At 67.8% G+C, this 17844-nt stretch carries 20 protein-coding genes and 2 pseudogenes; 10 read left to right on the top strand and 12 right to left on the bottom strand.

The features are described 5' to 3' along the window. Positions 1-173: 173 nt before the first annotated feature. On the bottom strand, positions 174-551 hold the full coding sequence (locus tag QFZ76_RS48510; protein WP_307679664.1) for a hypothetical protein: 378 nt from the start codon (positions 549-551) through the stop codon (positions 174-176). Further along, the gene (locus QFZ76_RS48515) at positions 509-1288 is read right to left on the bottom strand and encodes a hypothetical protein (RefSeq protein WP_307679665.1); all 780 of its coding nucleotides are present in this window, start codon (positions 1286-1288) and stop codon (positions 509-511) included. The genes QFZ76_RS48510 and QFZ76_RS48515 overlap by 43 nt, the downstream gene beginning before the upstream one ends. Before the next feature lie 374 nt (positions 1289-1662). Between QFZ76_RS48515 and QFZ76_RS48520 the strand changes: the two genes are divergently transcribed. Both QFZ76_RS48520 and QFZ76_RS48525 read left to right on the top strand, forming a co-directional pair. Then, positions 1663-1905, top strand: a complete 243-nt coding sequence (locus QFZ76_RS48520; RefSeq protein WP_307679666.1) for a DUF5133 domain-containing protein — start codon at positions 1663-1665, stop codon at positions 1903-1905. A 207-nt stretch (positions 1906-2112) separates the two neighbouring features. Beyond that, the gene (locus QFZ76_RS48525; RefSeq protein ID WP_307679667.1) at positions 2113-4038 is read left to right on the top strand and encodes an N-acetylmuramoyl-L-alanine amidase; all 1926 of its coding nucleotides are present in this window, start codon (positions 2113-2115) and stop codon (positions 4036-4038) included. A gap of 7 nt (positions 4039-4045) precedes the next feature. Here QFZ76_RS48525 and QFZ76_RS48530 read toward each other — a convergent pair whose 3' ends face one another. After that, positions 4046-5179, bottom strand: a complete 1134-nt coding sequence (locus tag QFZ76_RS48530; RefSeq protein WP_307672181.1) for an IS630 family transposase — start codon at positions 5177-5179, stop codon at positions 4046-4048. A 371-nt stretch (positions 5180-5550) separates the two neighbouring features. On the opposite strand from QFZ76_RS48530, the pseudogene QFZ76_RS52075 reads away from it, so the two are divergent. From QFZ76_RS52075 to QFZ76_RS48545, 3 genes and pseudogenes are all read left to right on the top strand, one after another. Continuing rightward, a pseudogene (locus QFZ76_RS52075) lies at positions 5551-5637 on the top strand (bifunctional 5,10-methylene-tetrahydrofolate dehydrogenase/5,10-methylene-tetrahydrofolate cyclohydrolase); the annotation flags it as partial. A 146-nt stretch (positions 5638-5783) separates the two neighbouring features. After that, on the top strand, positions 5784-6653 hold the full coding sequence (locus QFZ76_RS48540) for a helix-turn-helix transcriptional regulator (protein WP_307679668.1): 870 nt from the start codon (positions 5784-5786) through the stop codon (positions 6651-6653). Positions 6654-6863: 210 nt separating this feature from the next. Beyond that, a complete protein-coding gene (locus tag QFZ76_RS48545; RefSeq protein WP_307680359.1) occupies positions 6864-7250 on the top strand; it encodes a DUF3099 domain-containing protein in 387 nt (128 codons plus the stop codon). A 21-nt stretch (positions 7251-7271) separates the two neighbouring features. Here the strand turns inward: QFZ76_RS48545 and QFZ76_RS48550 are convergent, their stop codons facing one another. Next, complete coding sequence (locus QFZ76_RS48550) at positions 7272-7454, bottom strand: helix-turn-helix domain-containing protein (protein WP_307679669.1); 183 nt, start codon at positions 7452-7454, stop codon at positions 7272-7274. A 7-nt stretch (positions 7455-7461) separates the two neighbouring features. Beyond that, positions 7462-7833 carry a hypothetical protein gene (locus tag QFZ76_RS52080; protein WP_373464586.1) on the bottom strand — a complete coding sequence of 124 codons (372 nt, stop codon included), beginning with the start codon at positions 7831-7833 and terminating at the stop codon, positions 7462-7464. Here QFZ76_RS52080 and QFZ76_RS52085 point away from each other — a divergent pair. After that, positions 7756-7938: a hypothetical protein gene (locus tag QFZ76_RS52085; protein ID WP_373464579.1), complete on the top strand. Its 183-nt coding sequence runs from the start codon at positions 7756-7758 to the stop codon at positions 7936-7938. The genes QFZ76_RS52080 and QFZ76_RS52085 overlap by 78 nt on opposite strands. On the opposite strand, the gene QFZ76_RS48560 is transcribed toward QFZ76_RS52085, so the two are convergent. Then, positions 7865-8302, bottom strand: a complete 438-nt coding sequence (locus QFZ76_RS48560) for a hypothetical protein (protein WP_307680400.1) — start codon at positions 8300-8302, stop codon at positions 7865-7867. The genes QFZ76_RS52085 and QFZ76_RS48560 overlap by 74 nt on opposite strands. Positions 8303-8392: 90 nt before the next feature. On the opposite strand from QFZ76_RS48560, the gene QFZ76_RS48565 reads away from it, so the two are divergent. Next, positions 8393-9378, top strand: a protein-coding gene (locus QFZ76_RS48565; protein ID WP_373464335.1) for an IS5 family transposase whose coding sequence is annotated in 2 segments (ribosomal slippage) — positions 8393-8800 and positions 8803-9378 — 984 coding nt in all. Because the reading frame shifts where the segments join, the coding sequence is not laid out codon by codon here. 181 nt (positions 9379-9559) lie between these two features. Here QFZ76_RS48565 and QFZ76_RS48570 read toward each other — a convergent pair. The 4 genes and pseudogenes from QFZ76_RS48570 to QFZ76_RS48585 form a co-directional block, all read right to left on the bottom strand. Continuing rightward, complete coding sequence (locus QFZ76_RS48570; RefSeq protein WP_307679670.1) at positions 9560-10183, bottom strand: hypothetical protein; 624 nt, start codon at positions 10181-10183, stop codon at positions 9560-9562. 34 nt (positions 10184-10217) lie between these two features. After that, positions 10218-11424, bottom strand: a pseudogene (locus QFZ76_RS48575) (IS3 family transposase). Positions 11425-11691: 267 nt separating this feature from the next. Next, the gene (locus tag QFZ76_RS48580; RefSeq protein WP_307679671.1) at positions 11692-12471 is read right to left on the bottom strand and encodes a carotenoid oxygenase family protein; all 780 of its coding nucleotides are present in this window, start codon (positions 12469-12471) and stop codon (positions 11692-11694) included. Positions 12472-12668: 197 nt separating this feature from the next. Continuing rightward, complete coding sequence (locus QFZ76_RS48585; RefSeq protein WP_307679672.1) at positions 12669-13001, bottom strand: MarR family winged helix-turn-helix transcriptional regulator; 333 nt, start codon at positions 12999-13001, stop codon at positions 12669-12671. Here QFZ76_RS48585 and QFZ76_RS48590 point away from each other — a divergent pair. Continuing rightward, positions 12991-13260 carry a carotenoid oxygenase family protein gene (locus QFZ76_RS48590; RefSeq protein WP_307679673.1) on the top strand — a complete coding sequence of 90 codons (270 nt, stop codon included), beginning with the start codon at positions 12991-12993 and terminating at the stop codon, positions 13258-13260. The genes QFZ76_RS48585 and QFZ76_RS48590 overlap by 11 nt on opposite strands. A 159-nt stretch (positions 13261-13419) precedes the next feature. Here QFZ76_RS48590 and QFZ76_RS48595 read toward each other — a convergent pair whose 3' ends face one another. Together QFZ76_RS48595 and QFZ76_RS48600 are read right to left on the bottom strand one after the other, a co-directional pair. Further along, a complete protein-coding gene (locus tag QFZ76_RS48595; protein ID WP_307679674.1) occupies positions 13420-14625 on the bottom strand; it encodes an MFS transporter in 1206 nt (401 codons plus the stop codon). 145 nt (positions 14626-14770) lie between these two features. Continuing rightward, positions 14771-15730: a LysR family transcriptional regulator gene (locus QFZ76_RS48600; RefSeq protein WP_307679675.1), complete on the bottom strand. Its 960-nt coding sequence runs from the start codon at positions 15728-15730 to the stop codon at positions 14771-14773. Between the two features lie 129 nt (positions 15731-15859). Here QFZ76_RS48600 and QFZ76_RS48605 point away from each other — a divergent pair, with 129 nt between their 5' ends. Together QFZ76_RS48605 and QFZ76_RS48610 are read left to right on the top strand one after the other, a co-directional pair. Beyond that, positions 15860-16858 (top strand): fumarylacetoacetate hydrolase family protein, encoded by a 999-nt coding sequence (locus QFZ76_RS48605; protein ID WP_307679677.1) that lies wholly within the window; start codon positions 15860-15862, stop codon positions 16856-16858. Further along, positions 16855-17811, top strand: coding sequence for a cyclase family protein (locus tag QFZ76_RS48610; RefSeq protein WP_307679678.1), 957 nt, complete (start codon positions 16855-16857; stop codon positions 17809-17811). Before QFZ76_RS48605 ends, QFZ76_RS48610 begins: the two co-directional genes overlap by 4 nt. The last annotated feature ends 33 nt before the right edge of the window (positions 17812-17844 follow it).

The following is a 17844-nucleotide window of genomic DNA, read 5'->3' on the forward strand; positions in this document are numbered from 1 at the left end:
CCTTGACCCCCGTACGGGAGCATAACAACACCGTAGTCGATCAAGGCCGAAACGATGATGTCACGGTGAGCTGCGGTTCTGTGCAGCCGGTCACTGCACAGGCGCAGTCGTACCCTTCAGAGGCCAACGGCGGCTGACACCCACATGCAAAAGCACGCCCGCGCCCAGGGCGTTCACGCAGACATGCGACACCCATCCCTCGGCGCTCGAGGTTGTTCAGGTGAGCGTGCCCGCAAGGTGATCAGCCCGCCGAAGAGCCCGGCACCCACAATCACCGAGACAAAGAGAGTCGTCGCACGCTCCCACGCCGCGGACATCCGGGAGCGGAAGGCTCCCTCGAAGAGCATGGCCACCAGCAGCGCGGCTGCGCTGAAAATGGTAACGGTGGCAAGGATGGTACGTGCCGCCACGCCGAACAAACCGTCGAGCAGTGCGAAGCTGAACGCCGTTCCGGCGAAAACGAGCAGATTCCTCAGAGTGATCCGAAGCCATCGCCGGTCGAATTTGTTCAACGGCCAGCCACGCCAAACGATGAAGAACAAACCTGCCACGCCCCGCACAGTGCGAACACGGCACTGAGGTCCTCGTGCGAGAAGGGACCATCCTGACTGATCAGGCCGGAGCCCGTCGGCGCGTGAAATTTGTACGCCGTGTATTGCACGAGGAGAGCCAGTCCCCAGGAGAGTGCCAGCGCTGCGAAACCCGCGACCAGCCTGGGCAGTCGTTTGAACGGCCAGCCCTCGCCCACGAGGGTGAGTTGCAGCATCGCGGTGAAGACCGTGAGTCCCAGCGGTATTGCGGCGGGGTACAACGGTGCGCTGCCGAGTTCCGGGGTGGAGTCGAAGAGACCGGACACGTCGAAATGGCCCACGATCATCTGGCCGACGGCCGCCAGGGCCACACCCGCCGCTGCAATGAGAAGCGTGTCCACAAGGGCCGACCAACCAGGGCGCAGGGTCGAACCCGGCCAGTCCTCCCACCAGAACGCGACCATGGAGAGAACCGGCAGTGCGAACGTCATCAGTGGCGAGAGGATGACCACTGCGCTCTCGGCGCCGTCCGGTCCGAAGGCGAGCAGTGCGGCCAGTGGAACGACTACCAGTAGCCCGGCAAATCCAAGACCCGGCTGGGCGGCAAGGCGTGCACGTTCGGCGTTGAGGAAGGCCTCGGAGTGCCGGAGGTGGGGGGTCGTTATCGTCGGCTGGTCGGGCAGCCTCTGGAACCAGATGCGTCTCGCGAAAGTCCCGCGCCTGGATTGGACCTTTGATTTATCCATGAAACGCACCATGAGATGTTGTCCCGTGTGTCTCTGCCGTCGAGTATCGGTCGTGCCACAGTAAATCCGTGGCCAGGAAGGGACTTTGAGCTCCGGCCGGTGCAGCCCGACCATAGAGACCGAGTGCCTGTCCCAGGTGTGACACTGTGTTGGCGAGCGGTCAGCGCGTGAAAGTTCGTTCCTCCCGCCGTGGTGTCACAAACAGGTGCTCTGGGTGGTCCTTGTGTGAGGGCGGCCAAGTGAGCCGCCGTCTCGCCGAATCAGTGCGTGTGAAGGCAGGCTCCATTTTTGCGCCCTCTGTTGGGGAGTTGGCGTGCGGTTGGCCAACATGCCGGAGGAATAAGGGTGCCTGAAGGATTGTGCTGCAAGAGGGAGAGGGAACCGCAGTGATCGTTCCTGTGGAGAAGGAAGTGCGTATTGCGCTTGCCCGGTTCGCGCAAGCGCGGATCGAGTACGACGTCTGTCCCACGGGCCGGACCAGCCGGGCTCTGGAGGACGCGAAGTACACGCTGTGTGTCATGACCGGAGTGCGCACCGCCGAGCAGGCGCTGGTTGCGGCGGACACACTGCTGCAGCAGTACAGCATCCGCCGGAGGGGAAGTGATCGCCCCGACTGGCCCGATCGCTGAGGGGTGGCCGGCCATCTGTGCTGCTGGGTCGGCGGGTCGAAGTCCCGGCACCGCAAGGCGTTCCGATCCGTAGCATCGGTGTCACAACTCGCCTGGCTGGCCTGTCATGTTGGCATCGGCGCCTCCGGACCGTTCCAGCGATTGGGCTGCTCGACCGCCCGGCGGTGACTTCTTCGACAGGTTTTCAACCGCATAAGGATCAGCATCTTGCACAAGAGAAGAGTGCGGCTCCGTCCCTCGGTCGCCCTTGCGATCGGCGCGCTGGTAGCAGGGAGCCTTGCTACGCTGCCGTTCACTGCGCTGGCCGAGGGTGCCGGCGACTCCCACGGCGACTCCCGGCAGCAGGACTTCATGGCGGCAGCCGCTGAGTACCACGTTCCCGTCAGCGTCCTGCTCGGCGTGGCCTACCAGGAGTCAGGGTGGCAGTCACACGGCGCACAGCCCAGCACCGACGGCGGCTTTGGGCCCATGCACCTCACCGACGTCACCCCGGCCATGCTCGCCGGAGGTGACGCGGGTGCCGCGGGACGCAGTGACCTTGCCTCCCTCGCCTCGAATCCGGCCCTGCACACGCTGCAGGCTGCCGCGAAACTCACCGGACAGAGCCCGGAGACACTGCGGAAGGACCCCGCAGAGAACATTCGAGGCGGTGCGGCGCTACTTGCCTCCTATGCGAAGCAGGTAACTGACGGCACGCCGGCAGACCCGTCGCAGTGGTACGGCGCCGTGGCCCGCTACAGCCAGTCGCCCCAGAGGCAGGGGGCCGTTCGCTTCGCGAACCGCGTCTACGGCACCATCCGCAACGGAGCTGCCCGTGTCACCGACGACGGTCAGCAGGTCCGGCTGAAAGCCAGCCCTTCGGTGCGGACTGCAGATGCGCAGATCGACCAGTTGCGGCTCAAGGCCACGACAGACGCCGACACCGAATGTCCGTCGACGGTGGCCTGCACCTTTGTCGCCGGCTCTCCGGCCGGCGGCCAGGTCTCGAACCGGCCCGCCAACGGCATACGGATCGACACCATCGTCATTCACGACCTGGAGGGCTCCTACGACTCCGGGGTCGCGGGACTCGCAGACCCGAAGAACGTCGCCTCGACGCACTATGTGATGCGGTCCTCGGACGGTGCGGTGACGCAGATGGTGCCCACGAAGAACATCGCCTTCCACGCGGGCAACTACTCCACGAACCTGCACTCCATCGGTATCGAGCATGAGGGATACGCCGTGCAGGGCGCGACCTGGTACACCGAGGCGCAGTACCAGGCCACGGCTGACCTCGTGACGTACCTTGCGGACCGTTTCGACATCCCCCTGGACCGTCAGCACATCGTGGGCCACGACAACGTTGCCGGGCCGAACTCCTCGCTGGTGTCCGGCATGCACTGGGATCCGGGCAACGGCTGGGACTGGGACCACTTCATGCGTCTGCTCGGCCGTCCCATCAGTGGACTGCACAGCGTCCCGTCCGAGGGCTCGGTCGTATCCATCGACCCGCCCTTCGACGACAATGTGCAGACGGTCCAGGTCTGCCCGTCCGACGATCCGACGGGCGCCACGACATCCTGCACAGACAAGCAGCAGGCGTCGAACTTCGTGTACCTGCGCACCGCTCCCGACGCGGAGGCACCTCTCTTCGGTGACCAGGCGATCCACGGGACCGCTGCCGGCACGAATCGAATCAACGACTGGGGCAGCACCGCACAGGCCGGCCAGCAGTTCGTCGTCGCCGAGGTTCAGGGCGACTGGACTGCCGTCTGGTACAGCGGCGCCAAGGTCTGGTTCCACAACCCCGCAGGCAAAAACACCCGGCCCGTCTACGGCGTGAAGATCATCGAGCCCGCAGGCACCACACCCGTGGCCGTCTACGGATCCAGCTACCCGGACAAGTCCGAGTACCCCGCCGGCCTGGGCGCGTCGACGCAAGCACCGTTGAGCATGTACTCGGTTCCGGCGGGCCAGGCCTACGTCGCCACCCAGCCGGCGACAGCCACCGACGACTACTTCGCCTCATCCGGAACGGTCGTCATCGGCAGCAAGAAGATGTACACCATCCAGTACAACCACCGCGTGGCACTCGTCTACGCCAATGACGTCACCGCGACCACCGCCACACGGCACTGGGAAGACAACTAGTGCCGCGTCAGGCAACGTTCGCCCTGTCGACGACGGCGCGTAGGCGCTGGTCGTCGGCGTGGTGGTTTCGCCAGATGATGTAGCGGCGGATCATGCTGCCCTGTTCCTTGTGGGTGGCGTGGTCGGTGCCGTCGAGGGTGAAGTAGCGCAGGGCGGTGAACTGGGCTTCGATGCGGTTGAGCCAGGAGCTGTTGGTCGGGGTGTAGGCGATTTCGACGTTGTTCGCGGCCGCCCAGGTGCCGACCCGCTGGCATTTCTTCGTGGTCAGGTGCGGGGAGAAGTTGTCACAGACGATCGCGATGCGGACGTCGACCGGGTAGAGGGTGCGCAGGTAGCGGCAGAACTCCAGGAACTGCGTCCGCCTCTTGATCGGCTTGATGTGGCCGTAGAGCTTGTCTTTGGCCAGGTCCAGGGCGGCGAACAGGTGCCGTACTCCGCCGTAGCGGTTGTAGGTGGCCCGGCGTCTGCGGCGGGGGTCGCGGTCGGGGTCCTTGTGCCTGCCGCCGCGCTCGGCCCACTGCCGGCCGGGGTGGGGCATCAGGTTGAGCGGACCGAACTCGTCCATGCAGAAGACCACTTCGGGCTCGTCGTCCTCGGGTATCACCTCGCCGTCGGCGATCGCGTAGAGGTGCTCGACGCGGGCCTTCTTGGCGGCGTAGTCCGGGTCTCGGGAGGTCTTCCAGGTCTTCAGGCGTTGAAAGGAGACGCCTTCCTCGCGGAGCAGGATGCGCAGGCCCTCGTGGCTGATGTCGTCGACCACCCCCTCGGCGACCAGGAAGTCCGCCAGCTTGGTCAGGCTCCAGGTGGAAAACGGCAGGTCGTGCTCGGTGGGCTTGGACTTGGCGATCTTCTTGATCTCGCGGCGCTCGGGCAGCGTGAAGGTCTTCGGCCGGCCGCCCTTGTACTTGGGGTAGAGGGAGTCGAAGCCATCGGTGTTGAAGTTGTGGATCACATCGCGGACCCGGTCGTCGCTGGTGAACGACACTTCGGCGATCCTCGCCACGGGCATGCCCTGCGCGGACAGCAGGATCATCTGGGCCCGCCGCCAGGTCACCACCGACCCGGTGCCTCTGCGGATGATCCGCAGCAGCCGCCGGCCCTCGTCGTCATCGATCTCCCGAACCTGTACTCGTTCTGCCACGAGGACAGCATGGCGTGTCCGCGCCGCCCGGACCGACACCCGGACGGCGCGTCACAACAGGGCGAACGATGCCTGATGCGGCACTAGTCTGTGTTTGCGGAAATTTTGACCGCGTGACACAACGATGTCCGACTGCCGCCAGCAAGGTCGTCCTTCGGTGATCATGCTGGCGGCGGCTTCGTTCGCTTCCAGCAGCAGTACCGGTCTGCGAGTTCGGGAGGCATCTGGCGTGTGGATGCGTCAGGAATGTTGACGTGCACTGACGTCACCGGGCAGAGGTGGGCAGGCGTACGACGTCGGCCTCGCCGGCAAGCATGCAGTCGTGGTGGGTCGCAGCGCGATTCCCGGCAAACCGGCCGGGATGCTCCTTCACTCCGGATCCCGGCGGTGTCGGGCCGATGACCATTGCCGTCCTGCTAGCGCAGACCGTGGAAGCCGCCGCGAACCGGCTCGGCACGCGGCACCCCACCCGCCGGCCGCAGCCGCCTTCCACGCACCGGATCCATTCAGGCCGGCTCGCCCCCGGCCCCCGGCCCCCCAGCCCCCCGGCGCCGACACACTCGTCGAAGTCGGCATGGCACCGTGTGAATGAGAAGGGGAAGCTATGGCAGACCGAGCAGCACTGGCGGCGTTCCTGCGGGCGCGCCGAGAGGCACTGCAGCCTGAGGACGTGGGTCTGCCCCGTGGACGTCGCAGGCGCACGGGTGGACTGCGCCGCGAGGAAGTCGCGGCCCTGGGCGACATATCAGTCGACTACTACAGCCGGCTCGAACAACCGCGGGGTCCTCACCCGTCTGAACAGGTGCTTGCCGCAATAGCCCGAGGTCTGCATCTGTCGTTGGAAGAGCGAGACCATCTGTTTTGGATCGCCGGCCACACCGCACCTCGCCGGGTGCGGCGCGGTGACCACATCAGTCCAGGAATCATGCGCATCCTGGACCGTCTGGAAGACACCCCCGCCCAGGTGATGAACCACCTTGGCGAAACCCTGAAGCAAACACGGCCCGCGGTTGCGCTCCTGGGCAACGAGACCGCCTACACGGGCTTGGCGCGCAGCGCCCACTACCGCTGGTTCACCGACCCGGCCTCCCGGCTCGTACATCCCGAGAGCGATCACGCCGCACAGAGCCGTCTGATGGCAGCGGACCTCCACGTCGCTTATACACACGACGGCGAAGACTCCCGTGCCGCGAAGCTGGTTGACGCACTCAACCAGGAGAGCCCCGAATTCGTCGGCCTGTGGCACGAGCACCTTGTCCTGGGGCCCCACTGCGCCTCCAAACGCTTTCTGCACTCACAGGTCGGGGCGCTTGAACTGCACTGCCAGACGCTCGTGGACCCGGAGCAGTCGCAGCGGCTCGTCGTCTACACAGCGGTACCGGGCACGGAGAGCCACACCAACCTGCAACTCCTGTCTCTGCTGCCCATCGCGGAGGGGACGGCGAGTTCGGTCAACCCGGCCCGCCCCTGGTGACGACGAGTACCTGCGCCTTCACAGCACGCCGACCGGACAGCTCGTCCGCATGTGACGAGGGCCTTCGCGGGGACCGCTGTCACAGATGCGGCGGCGATGCTGTCAATACGTACAGCAGGTATGTCCTCGTCGACAGGAAGCTCAACCCAGCGTGCGCAGCACAGGATCCAGTGACCAGGAAGTGCCAAGACAGGCAGGCGATGAAGCGTGATCAGCAAGCAGAACAACGTCCAGGTCTTCCGGATCACCGCGGCGCGGAAGGGGCTGAACGAGGACGTCCGCGGTCGGCAGCGACGCTACGTCATTGCCATGTCGGTGCGTACGGTGTCGGTGATCCTGGCTGCCACTCTGTGGAACGTCGAACGGCCCGTTGCGCTTGTCGCGCTGGTCCTTGGTATCGGCCTGCCCTACATCGCCGTCGTCATCGCCAACGGGGGCCGCGAGAAAGCCCCGGCATCCCAGGCGTCGTTCGTCCCCGCACCGTCCCGTCTCGTGATCGCTCCGCCGCGGCACGAGGGTTCTGCGGCGTCGGCCCCCGAGGACATGGCCCCCGGGGCGGCCACGACCTTGCGACCCGAACCGAATGATGGGAACTGAGTGGTCGGCCCCGGATGACCATCACTTGGTCGCGGTGACGTCTTCGCCGATACGGTCGGCGGCCGCCACGGAGAGCAGTGCTGCCATCAGGTGTGGGAACCGGGTGTCAAGGTCGGTACGGCGCAGTTGGACGAAGCAGCGGGTGCCTTCCTGACGGGTGCGGGTGATGCCCGCGTCCCGCAGGACTTTCAGATGGTGACTCAAGGTGGATTTACCAACGCGTGTCCGCAGTTCCCCCAGCCACGTTCTGGCCATCGGCCAGTAGCCGCAGGAGACCGAGCCGGATCGGGTCGCTGAGCGCGGCGAGCACGCGGATGAGTGTGATGTCGCCGGGGTCGGGGTGTTGGGGGTCTCTCGTACCCACATGCAACGTCAATCGATATTCGACGAACATCGAACACTGGGGTGTGCTGTGTCCGTACCAGAGCCGATGAACAGTCACTTCGCCGATCAAGTCGTGATCGTGACCGGAGCCGGATCGGGGATCGGACGCGCGACCGCAGCCATGTTCGCCGGCGCGGGCGCTCACGTTCTGGGGGTCGGCCGCCGGCCAGACGTCCTCGCGGAGAGCGCCGCGCAGCATCCGTCCTACATTCCTGAACGCCGGGTAGCTCTCACTCGCCGGGACTGTGCGGATGCCCGCTCTCTCCCGGGGCCCCGAGCAAGCCGAGCGCGGTCAGCACGGTGACGCACAACGTCATCCAGGCGGTGAACGCGCTGCCGCTGTAAAGCACCGCACCGGCCGCCTGGACCCCTGCCGCGTGTGAAAGCACGCCCGCTACCACCGCGACCAGCAGCGCCGATACTAAAGACAAGATCACAAGAAGCACCTGAACAGGAAACGTCGGCCTCAACAGTCGATCACCTTCCACGAAGGTGGTCGACCAGTCGGCGGGCACCTCAGCTCGACCACCATATGCGATGGCCTGCTGAGGCTCCGCGACGATTAGAGACTCATCCAAGAGGGAGTTTGGCGGGGGTTGTTCAAGGTCACCACCACTCAGGATGGCCGTGCGGGCAGTGCCGCCCAACAGCGCGGTCAGGCAACCCATCGGACGTCCCCTAGGTCCTGTCTGGAGCTCGGATCAGGAGTTCGGTAGATCGCCTGCGCGCGGGGGCTCGGTCTTGATAGGCCGTCAGTCATGGCGCGAGGCGATCTCACCGATGAGCAGTGGGCCCTGATCGAGCCCCATCTCCCGATTGCCGCGGTTGGGCCCATCCCCGACCTGCGGAAACATTTCAACGCGGTGATGTGGCGGTTCCGGACCGGTAGCCCCTGGCGTGACCTGCCGACCGAGTTCGGGCCCTGGCAGAGCGCGTACGACCGCTTCCGGATCTGGGCGACGCGTGGCGTCTTCCAGGACCTGATGCACACAGTGATCGCCGAGGCCGCTGCCCGCGGCCAGGCTGATCTGGGCCTGGTCAGCGTGGACTCTGCGACCGCCCGGGCCCACCACCACGCCGCCGGGATGGCCCTGGACCCCGAGCAGTTGGCGGCCTTGGAAATGGCCGTCGAGGCCGAAAAGGGGGCGAGGACAAGGAGCAAAGAACGCAGGACGGACAGGCCGAGGACGAGGCGCGCGTCGAGCGGCGACGGGTCCACCGACGACACCGGGCCCGCTTGAAAGCCGCCGAGCTGGGGCGTTCCCGGGGCGGACTGACGAGCAAGATCCATGTGGCGGACGACCGACGCTGTCGCCCGCTTGCGTTCGTCCTCACGCCCGGGCAGGCCGGCGACAGTCCGCAGTTCGCCCCGGTCCTGGAACGGGTGAAAGTGCGCGGCCCGGTCGGGCGCCCGCGGACCCGGCCGGATGCAGTGGCCGCGGACAAGGCGTACTCGTCCCGACGCAACCGCCGCTACCTGCGACAACGCGGGATCCGAGCCGTGATCCCGGAGAAGGCCGACCAGGCTGCGAACCGCAAGAAGCGTGGCAGGGCCGGCGGGCGGCCAGTCTCGCACGACGCGACACTCTACAAAGAGCGCAACACCGTGGAACGGTGCATCAACCGGCTGCGGAACTGGCGCGGTATCGCTACCCGGTACGACAAGACCCCGGAGAGCTACGAGGCCGGACTGCACCTGTGTGGTGCGATGCTCTGGCTCCGCAGCATCGCACCACACTCGTGATTCGAATTCCAGACAGGGCCTAGTTCGCGAGCCTGGTCTTCCACCGACGGCCGCGCAGCGCAGCGCATCGCAAGACATCGGCATGACCTCGGGGCCAGGGTCTGGCGATGTCGAAGAGGACCGGTTTGAGCAGTACTCGGGCCGGCGTCCACCGGCGGGCGCCGGCCCGGCCCTCAGGGGCTCACGTGACCGGGCCGGCGATCGCGGTGAGGAGTTCCGCGCGTGAGGGGCCCGGGTCGGAGTAGTGCGGCGCCTTGCGGCCGAGTTCGGCGACCTTTTCCGCCAGGCCGGGGTCGGTGAACGTCTCCTCGGCGGTCGCCAGCAGCGAGCCGGTGTCCGCGAAGGCCCGCAGCAGCTCGGGATCCCGCAGCTTGGCGGTGTCCAGCGCCCTCCTGAAGTGCCAGTCGCGGTCGTCGGTCTCGTACGGGATCGGGACGTCGCGTATGGCGGCGTCGATCTCGGCGAGCCGGTGCCGGTCCCAGTCGGCCAGGGCCTGCTGGACCGGGGCCAGGGAGGTCCGGGTGAACTCGTCGAACCGCAGGGCGAGTTTCGCCGGCTCGTCGGGGCCCGACGTGCGCAGGAGGTCACGCAGGGCGGTGGCGTGCAGGGCGCCCATCGACATGCCCAGGCCGAAGAGTGGGTTGGTGGTCGCCCAGGCGTCGCCGACGCTCAGCACTCCGGTCGCCACCGGCCGGCCGCCGATCACGAACCGCCGGTGTCTGCTCTCCATGCCGGACATGGCCATGATCCCGCTGATCGGCTCGCCTACCTCGGCCAGATATGCGACGTCGGGGAACAGCGCCACCGCGCGTTGAACCGCCCCGGGTTCGATAGAGATCTCAGATTATGGTTGTGACCTGGGGTTTCGTGGATTCCATGTAGTGGTTGGCTTCGTACTCGACGGGCGGAACGTGCCCTATCTCACCGTGGAGTCGGCGGTGGTTGTACCAGTCGACCCACTCTGCGGTGGCCAACTCGACCCGACCTGGGAGAGCGACTTCCAGGGCCGTCGGGGCTTGATGAGCTCGGTCTTGTACAGGCCGATCGTGCTCTCCATCAGGGCATTGTCGTAGGCGTCGCCGACCGATCCGATCGAGGCGGCGATGCCGGGGGCGTCCAGGTGCTCGGCGAGCCGGAAACTCGTGTATTGCGACCCGGCATCCGAGTGGTGGATCAACTCGCCTGGCTGAACTGGGTGTTGGTCGCGGTCGCGCTGCCAGATCGCCATCTCCACAGCGTCCAGGACGAAGACCGTTTCCTTCACGGTGGCCGCGGACCAGCCGACGATCCGGCGGGAGAACGTGTCCACGAGGAAGGCGACATAGACAACACCGGCCCAGGTCTTCACGTGGGTGAAGTCCGCGACCCAGCAGTGGTTCGGGGCGGCAGCGACGAAGTCGCGGTCCAGCAGGTCCGGCGCCCGTTCGGCCTGCCCGCCGGGCAGCGTAGTGATCACGCGTTTACCACGGACCGCCCCAGTGATGCCGAGTTCACGCATCAGGCGTTCGACGGTGCAGCGGGCCACGCGGCGTCCCTGCCGGTTCAGCTCACGCCAGATCTTCCTCGCCCCGTAGACGTGGTAGTTGGCCTCGAAGACCTCGCTGATCTGTTCCTTCAGTTCGGCGTCCCGCACGGTCCTGGCCGACGGCGTGCTCCGCCGTCTGTGGTGGGCGTAGTAGGTGGAAGGGGCGATCTTGCAGTCGTGCTCGGTGAGCGTCCTGCAGATCGGCTCGACGCCGCCGAAACGGTCCCGGTGCTCGTCGATGAACGCTACGAGCGTGTGTGTGGCCGGTCGAGCTCGGCCGCGAAGAAACTCGCCGCGGCCTTCAGGATCTCGTTGGCCCGCTTCAGTTCGGCGTTCTCCTTCTTCAACGCCTTGAGCTGGGCGGACTCCTCCGTCGTCGTCCCCGGACGTGTCCCCGCGTCGATCTCGTGCTGCTTCACCCAGTTCCGCAGCGTCTCGCGGGAGCCGATGCCGAGCTTCTCGGCCACCGCCTGCAGGGTGGCCGTCTCGTTCGGGTAGTCGTCGCCTACTTCGGCGACCATGCGCACCGCGCGACGGCGGAGCTCGAGCGGGTAACGGGAAGGTCGTGCCACGACTCGATCCCTTCATGAAATCGAGTCTCCATTCGAACCGGGGCGGTTCAATACCCGCGTTCCAGCTCGGCCAGGCATTGACGTCGGTGTGCAGGGCCCAGAGGGTTGCGGGGGCGGCCTCGATGGTGGTGGTCAGCTCGACGACGGGGGCCGAGCGGTCGATGTCCTTCACGGTTTCCTTCTCTTCAGGTGGTGTCGGCTGGGTTCTACGAGGCGTCAGTCCTGGTCCGGGATCCAGGAACCGTGGATTCCGGCGGCGACCCGGCGCGGCAGGTGCACGGTGGCGACGGGCGCGGCCCTGATGTCGGTGGCGTCCAGGACGAGGAGCTGGGCGGTGTCCGCGTGCAGGTCGCTCACGACGGTCAGCAGATAGCCGTCGTCCTCCGAGGTGCCGTGCTCGGCGGGTACGAAGACCGCCTCGCTGGGCAGCCGCCCGTCGCCGACGTTCAGAAGGGAGCGGGTTCCGGTGGTCCGGTCGTACTTGACGACGCCGAAGTTCCCGGCACCTCGGTCGTCCGGGAAGGAGATCGCGTACTGGTAGCGGTGCCTGCGGCCGGTGAGTTCCTCGTTGATGGTGGGAAACTCCACGACCAGGTCGTCGACGATCCGTTCGCCCATTGCCGGTTGAAGGAACGGGAGTTGGGGGTGGCTCCGCGCCCCGGTGCGCCCACCCACCAGTTCCAGGACCGCCGGAAGCCCTCCCGGTCCACGGTGGGCCCCTCCAGCACGACGCGACAGCACACCGATCCGGGCGGGCTGTTCGTCCTTCCAGGCGTAGGGGATGCCCGAGGTCTCGGTGGGGTCGAAGGTCACCGTTCCCTCGACGAAGACCACGTACCGCTCGGTGAGGGCGAAGTCGTGCTTGAGCGACGCACAGGCGTCCGGCACGTCCTCGCTGTGGATCAGTTCCCCCTTCTCCGAGGCGACGTGGTGGGTCAGGGCGAGTTGGCCGTCCGCACCGGCGATCTCTCGCGCCTCATCGGCCGTCCGACCCATTGGCGTCCTGAACGCACCGCTCGCCGATTCCTTCGCGGCGGCGCTCACGCCGCTCGACAGCTGGGATTCCGCCGGATCCGCGACGGCGGCGGAGTGGGGGAGCGGGGGAGTGGTGCGGTGGCCCGCTGACGTGCGGTGTCCGGCTCCCGCCGCCCAGCGAGGCACTCCCGGCGGCCGGGCGCCCCGCGCTGAGGGCGTCAGTGCGGCGGAATCAGCCGTCGCTGGCGTTCGGTGAGCGGCTGGGGCTGATGCCGGGAGACCTTGGCGAGCAGACGCGCGAGGGTGAGCTCCTCCTCGGGGGGCAGGTGCTCCAGCCAGCTCTTCTGGCGATGCGCGGTCCACCAGTGCAAGAACTCGTCGATGACGGTCTCGCCTTGCTCGGTGAGGGCGACGACGAGCATGCGTCCGTCGTCGGGCTGGGGCGTCCTAGTGAGGAGGCCGGCCCGTTCCAGGGTGTGCAGTGCCGATGTGACGCTCGCGGTGGAGATACTCAGCAGGTCGGCGAGCAACGGCGACGGCATGCTGCGCATGTTCACCTTCGCCGACGGCCACGTCGACCACCGCAGCCGCTATGTGCGGACCGAGAAGCTGAAGCTGGAACGCGCCGCCCCCCGTTCGCTGTTCGGCGCCTACCGCAACCCCTACACCGACCACGTCACCGTGGCGGGCAAGAGCCGGGGGGCGGTGAACACCAGCGTCGCCTTGCACGCCGGGAAGCTCCTGGTCCTGAAGGAGGACGCCCGCCCCACGCGGATCGACACCGACTCCCTGGAGACCTACGGAGAATGAGACTTCGACGGTGGGGTCAGCAGCCCGACCTTCACCGCCCATCCCAACCCCGAGCACCTGGTCCAGGCCGGCTGACGTCCGACAGGAGGCATCGAGACGAGCTTGGCGACGGGCGGGCGGCGTGGGCCCGCCGGATCCCCCTCGGAGTCCGGACAGCGGTTACCGGCGACGGCCGAGCAGCAGCCCGCCGGCGACCAGGGCCGAGGCGAGACCGAGGAGACCGACGGCGTGGGCCATGCTGCCGGTGGCCGATTCCAGGCCGATCAGGACGAGCGGGCTGATGAACTCGCCCGCGAAGAAGGCGGCCGTCCACAGTCCGGTGCCGCGGCCCCGGTCGGCGTAGCTGAGCCTGGACATCGCGATGGTCAGCAGCGAGGGCAACAGCATGCCGGTGCCGAGGCAGTTGAGCACCGCGCCGACGACCACGACCACCGGGCTGTTCGCCAGGGCGATCACCACGAAACCGGCGGCGCAGAGGGCGAAGACGAGGGGCAGCCTGCCGACCGGGCCGCCGGACAGTCTGGTGAAGGCGATGGAACCGACCACGGTGGCGGCGCTGGCGACCGCGGTGGCCAGGCCGATGACGCCGGTGGACTTCACGCCCAGGTCGTCGAGCAGGTAGGACATCTCGACGGGCACGGTGTAGAAGACCATCGCGCCGAACACGGTCAATGCGCAGATGCCCGCCATCCGGCGAATGGGGAACGGCCGCTTCTCGCCCGCGGGTTCTTCGGCTTCCTCGACGCCGGCCGGCCTGGGCTTGGACAGGATGACCGCCATGGCGGGGGCCAGCAGCAGGCCCACGGCATAGATCCAGAAGGGCGCGCGCCAGCCCGCCGAGCCGAGGGCGCCGCCGATGACGAAGAACGCGGTGGCGGAGACGGAGGCGCACATGGTCTGCAGGGCCAGGTAGCGGTCGCGCGTCCGACCGCTGTAGTAGTCGCCGATCAACGTGGTGCAGCAGGTCATGATGGCCGCCTCGACGATGCCGACCAGCACCCGGCTGATCACGATGGCGCCGAGTGAATCCAGCCACAGCGGGGCGGTACCGAGCAGCGAGTACAGAATCGTCGCCCCGACCAGCAGCCGTACCCGGCCGAGGCGGTCCACGATCACGCCCGCGAAGGGGGCAAGCAGCGCGAGCGCGAGCGCGGGGATGGTCAGGACTACCGGGACGAGGGTCTTCACTCCCGGCACGGCCGCGAAGTGCTCCTGCATCTTGGGCAGGACCGGCGCGAGGAGGACGGCGCCCAGCACCGGCAGACAGCTGCCCGCCATCAGGAGCACGGCGCGCAGCGGCCCTGCGCTCTCGGTACTCGGGCGCAGTCTGTCGGCGGGCGTGGGCGGGGAAATGGGTCTGGACATGCCGAACTCCACGGGTGGTGGCAGGGGTGCGGCGCAGGACCGCTGCGGTGTGGCCACGCAGCGGGGCACCGGCACACCAGGGGACACGCCCGGGACAGCGGGCGTCGGGGACTGCCCCGACTATGAGCCAGGCCGTTCCCGGCGACTACCCCTCACGTGATCGCACTGCCGGATCCTCGCCATCCGTGCTGTGGATGGCGACTGTCCGCACGGCCGACGCCACGCGGGCGGCCGTGTCCCGCAGCCAGATGTGCCCGGCGTCGTGGGTGTGGACGGGGTGCCACCACAGCGCCTGCCGCAGGGGGACGGTCGCGTAGGGCGGCGTCATGATCCGTACCGGTGCGGTGCCGTGCAGGCGTTCGGCGAGGAGTGCCGGGACGAGGGCGATCCGGTGGGTGCCGGCGACCAGGAAGGGCAGCACCGTGAAGCTGTCGACGGAGACGCTCACCCGCGGTTCGATGCCGAGCATGCCGAGCTGGTGGACCGCCGGGCTGTCGTAGGCGCGCTGGTACGTCACCCACGGCAGCCGCGCCAGGTCGTCACGGGAGAGACGGTCGCCCACCTCGGGGTTGTCCTCGGCGACGAGGAAGACCCAGCCGTCCTCGTACAGCTCGGTGACCGGGAAGTCGCTGATGATGCCGTGCGGCATGACCACGCCGTCCAGGGTGCTCAGCACGGCACCGGCCATCTCGGTGATGCCGGCCGGGATCTGGACGAAGCGCACGCGGATGAGGGGCGCCTCACGGTCGAGGATCCGGGTGAGTTCGGCGCCGAAGACGGCCACCGAGTAGTCGCTGACGGCGAGGGTGAATTCGCGGGACTCCGTCGCCGGATCGAAGTCGGCCTGGCTGGTGAAGAGGCGTTCCAGCTGGTCGCAGACGGTGGAGGTGCGGTCGAGCAGGACTTGGCCGAGGGCCGTCAGTTCGTAGTGCCCGCCGACGCGGGCGAGCAGGTCGTCGTCGAAGTGCCGGCGCAGCCGGGCGAGCGCGCCGCTCATCGCGGGCTGGCTCAGACCGACGCGCCGGCCGGCCCTGGTGACGTTGCGCTCCTCCAGCAGGGCGCGCAGAGCGACGACCAGATTGAGATCAAGGCTTGCGAGGTTCACGGCGGCACTCCAGCGTGCGAAAGCGGCGACACGATAACTCTGACGGATGGTCGTCATCCAAATAATCGATTTCCGTTATCCCAAAGGCTGCGGCCAGATTAGTCCCATCGCAATCAGGAGGACACGTTCGTGAAACCCGCAGCCAGGTCCGCCTCTTTCGCCGGACCTTTTGCCCTCGGCACCCTTTCCGCCCCTGACGGCGTCCCGTTTCCCGCTCTCGTCACGCCGGACGGCAGCGTCCTCGACCTGCGCGCCGCGCTCGGCGAGCACGAACTGACGATCCGCACGCTCCTGGAACGCTGGGACGAGGCCGGGCCCCGCCTGCACGTCCTCGCGAGGGACGACAAGGCCGCCTGGCAGCCCCTCCTGGGCCTGCGGGTGCACGCTCCGGTGGAGCCCCGGCAGGTCTTCCAGTCGGGTGCGAATTACCGGCAGCACGTGATCGACCTTGAGGTCGCCCACCGCGCACCCGACGACCCCCGCACGGCCGAGGAGGCTCGCGAGGAGATCGCCGCTCTCATGGACCGGCGGGCGGCCGAGGACCTGCCGTACGTCTTCATCGGCCTGCCCAGCGCGATCACCGGGCCGTACGACGACGTACAGCTTCCCGACTGGGCCGAAAAGCCGGACTGGGAACTGGAGTTGGCGGCCGTCATCGGTAAACCCGCCTACCGGGTGTCCACGGACGAGGCGCTGGAGTACGTCGCCGGCTACACCATCGCCAACGACCTCACCGACCGTGCCACCGTCTTCCGCCGGGACATGCCCGCCATCGGCACCGATTGGCTGCGCAGCAAGAACGCCCCCGGTTTCACCCCGCTCGGTCCGTGGATCGTGCCCGCCGAGTCGATCGCCGATCCCGGCGATCTGCGGGTCACGCTCAGGCTCAACGGCGAGACCATGCAGGACGAGTCCACCAAGGACATGCTCTTCGGAGTCGCCAGGCTGGTGTCGTACATCTCGCGGACTTCCCGACTCCTGCCCGGTGACCTCGTGTTGACCGGCAGCCCGGCCGGCAACGGCATCCATTGGGGGCGGCTGCTGCGCGACGGCGACGTCATGGAGGGGTCCATCACCGGTCTCAGCGTGCAGCGCACCCGATGCGTGTCCGAGGAGACGGGTTCATGAACCGGAACGACCCCGAGGGCGCGATCGCGGAGGCCGCCAGGAAGTACTCCAACTGGGGCCGCTGGGGCGAGGACGATGTCCTGGGCACCCTCAACTTCCTCGATGAGGGCAAGCGGCGGGAGGGCGCCGCCCTCGTCCGGCGGGGCGCGAGTTTCTCGCTGTCGCAGCGGTTCGACATGGACGGCCCGCAGAAGGGCTGGCGGCGCCGCACCAATCCGGTGCACACCATGCTCGACACCGGCACCGATGCCGCCCTGGGCAACCAGGGCTTCCCGCACGGCATCGGCGGCGCCGACGACGTGATCGCGATGCCGCTCCAGTGCTCCACCCAGTGGGACGGCCTGGGGCACATCTTCGACCACGGCAAGGCGTGGAACGGCCGGGCGGCCGAGAAGGTCGTCACCTCCGACGGCGACCTGGTCACCGGCATCGAGCACATGGCGCCGCACGTCGCCGGGCGCGGTGTGCTGCTGGACGTCGGCCGAGTCCACGGGCAGGACGGCGAGTTGCCCGACGGGTTCGCCGTCACCGAGGAGCACCTCACCCAGGCCGCCGCCGCCCACGGGGTGCGGGTCGGCCGCGGGGACATCGTCGTCGTACGCACCGGACAGCTCAGCCGGGTCCGCCGCGAGGGCTGGGGCGACTACGCGGGTGGCGCGGCGCCCGGCCTGTCGTTCACCACGGCCGGCTGGCTGCATCGCACGGAGATCGCCGCGATCGCCACCGATACCTGGGGTTTCGAGGTCCGGCCCAACGAGTTCGAGCGCGCCTTCCAGCCGCTGCACCAGGTCGTCATCCCCAACATGGGCCTGCTGATCGGCGAGATGTGGGACCTCGACACGCTCGCCGCGGACTGCGCGGCCGACGGCGTGTACGAGTTCTGGCTGACCGCCGCTCCCCTCCCGATCACCGGCGCCGTCGGCTCCCCGGTCAACCCGATCGCCGTCAAGTAGCGCCTCGCATCGAGCGCCAAGAGGCACGAAGGA

It is taken from the genome of Streptomyces sp. V4I2 (assembly GCF_030817655.1).
In the GTDB taxonomy this organism is placed as follows: domain Bacteria; phylum Actinomycetota; class Actinomycetes; order Streptomycetales; family Streptomycetaceae; genus Streptomyces; species Streptomyces plumbiresistens.